Origin of the sequence: Streptomyces sp. P17 (genome assembly GCF_032436805.1) — a bacterium.
In the GTDB taxonomy this organism is placed as follows: Bacteria; Actinomycetota; Actinomycetes; order Streptomycetales; family Streptomycetaceae; genus Streptomyces.
This window is the reverse complement of the sequence record NZ_JAVRBF010000165.1, coordinates 1-1,965: the sequence shown is the minus strand read 5'-3', so window position 1 is coordinate 1,965 and position 1,965 is coordinate 1. Positions and strand designations below refer to the sequence as shown.

Genomic DNA, 1,965 nt, shown 5'->3' with positions numbered 1-1,965 from the left:
CGGCCTTGAGTCGCGGAAACCCGAGGCGTCCCGGCTTCATGGTGCGCACGGCGATGACATGCAGCCGCCGATCGAGACACCGGAAGCGAGAAGTCTCCGTCCCCGACGGCCAGCGCCTCGGACTCCGGCGGCCGCCCGAAGATCACCTTCCCGCCCGACGCCAAGAATGTCTTCGAGGATCAGAAGACGGGCGACGCGATACCAAGGATGCTGTCCTCGCGGACAGTGCCCTGAGTGTGAACTCCGTGGACGAAGCCATCTTCGAGGGGAGCACGGGTACGAAGCCGCTTGGCTTCTACAACACGGGCAAAGCCCTGGAGTCGTCGATCACTTTCGTGCAGCAGTACATCGACGGCGGTGACACCTGGACCGGCGTGTCCCGCTACTTCGACTACAAGGTGACCCTGTCCGGAGCCGACAAGGTCTATGTCACCTACTGCTCCGACGAGAGCAAGTCCTACATCAAGAACAGGAAGACCGGGAAGGTCGACAAGTCGCCCGCCACCGCGGACTCCTACGTGCTGTACAACACCAGCCTCACCAAGAACGACAAGGGAGTCTGGCAGACCACCAACACCGCCTCGAACGGGGGAGACCAGGCATGCCAACCGTAGAGACTCGGGGGGACCGCAGCGTTGTCGACCGGAACCCCGACGCCTGCTGCTCCGCCTGAACGCGGCCCAGCAAGTCACCACCAGGGTGAGCAGAGTGCGGGCATCGCAAAGACGAACACCCCCTTGCCCTGGACCCCTTGAACGATCTCCTTTGCTCGTTCATAAGCGGAACGGCCTGCTCGCGGTATTGCTCGTGGAGTAGGGCGCCACGTTATGCAACCGTTATGCCTCAACGGTGTTCACAGGAGACCGATTTGGTGGCATACGCCCCACCCAGTGGCAAGCTTCACCCTGGTGTCGTCACAGCCCCCCTGGATAGCGTTGCTTCGCTCAAGAGAAGCCTCGCCAAACCGGGAGCCGACCGTGAACCGCCGCCCCATCCTCCTCGCAGCGATCACGCTGACCGCCGCAGCGGCCTTGACGCTGTCCGCGTGCGGAAGCGACGACAGCTCCAAGGGCAAGGACAACGACAAGATCGCGGGAGCTGATACGGGAAGTGAGACTTCGGCGTCTCCGAGCCCGAGCGCAACGGCCTCTGCCGGTCGCCCGAAGATCACCTTCCCGTCTGACGCCAAGAACGTCTTCGAGTACGAGAAGACTGGTAACGCGCAGAAGGATGCGGCACTCGCGGACAGTACGCTGAGCGTCAACTCTGTTGACGAGGCGATTTTCGAGGGCAGCACTGATACCAAGGCGCTCGGCTTCTATAACACCGGCAAGGCCTTGAGTGGATCGATCACGTATGTGTTGGGATACATCGACAAAGGTCATACCTGGGTTGGCGAGACACGGTACTTCGACTACAAAGTGACGCTCTCCGGAGATCGTGAGGCGTACGTCACTTACTGCTCCGATGAGAGCAAGTCGTTCATCAAGAACAAGAAGACCGGAAAGGTCAAGAACACGCCGACGACGGCGGATAGCTACGTGCTCTACAACACCAAGCTTGCCCAGAACGCCGAAGGGGTCTGGCAGACCACCGTCGTCGCATCAAACCGGGGGAACAAGGCATGCCAGCCGTAGCAAAGTCCGTCAGGGCTGCGACCCTTCTTGCGCTTGTTTGTCTTACTGTCAGTGTGGCCCCCGCCGCGCACGCCGGTGGGCGAGGCGAAGACGGCAACCGTGATGAGGTGGAACAGAACGCCGATGTCAATGGCGATGCCGTTTCCGTGTCCGTCGGCGGCGTTGTCTTCGACCACTCGAAGAACGGCAGCGGCAACTCCACGGGCACGCTGACCTCGTCGACCTCCTGGTCGCCTCCTCCCTGCCGGTATGCCCCGAAGTACACCCCTGAGCAGTTGCAGAAGTACCTGGAGCCGATCTGGGAGGCCGGTTCGACGGGCTACGAGTG

Annotated in this window: 2 protein-coding genes and 2 pseudogenes; 3 read left to right on the top strand and 1 reads right to left on the bottom strand. The window is 61.7% G+C overall.

All coding sequences use genetic code 11. The features are described 5' to 3' along the window. Positions 1-76, bottom strand: a pseudogene (locus RMT89_RS40070) (DUF192 domain-containing protein); the annotation flags it as partial. A 169-nt stretch (positions 77-245) separates the two neighbouring features. On the opposite strand from RMT89_RS40070, the gene RMT89_RS40065 reads away from it, so the two are divergent. From RMT89_RS40065 to RMT89_RS40055, 3 genes and pseudogenes are all read left to right on the top strand, one after another. Next, on the top strand, positions 246-614 hold the full coding sequence (locus RMT89_RS40065) for a hypothetical protein (RefSeq protein ID WP_315888677.1): 369 nt from the start codon (positions 246-248) through the stop codon (positions 612-614). Positions 615-977: 363 nt separating this feature from the next. Continuing rightward, positions 978-1,637: a hypothetical protein gene (locus RMT89_RS40060; protein ID WP_315888676.1), complete on the top strand. Its 660-nt coding sequence runs from the start codon at positions 978-980 to the stop codon at positions 1,635-1,637. Next, positions 1,625-1,965, top strand: a pseudogene (locus RMT89_RS40055) (hypothetical protein); the annotation flags it as partial. The gene RMT89_RS40060 and the pseudogene RMT89_RS40055, both read left to right, overlap by 13 nt.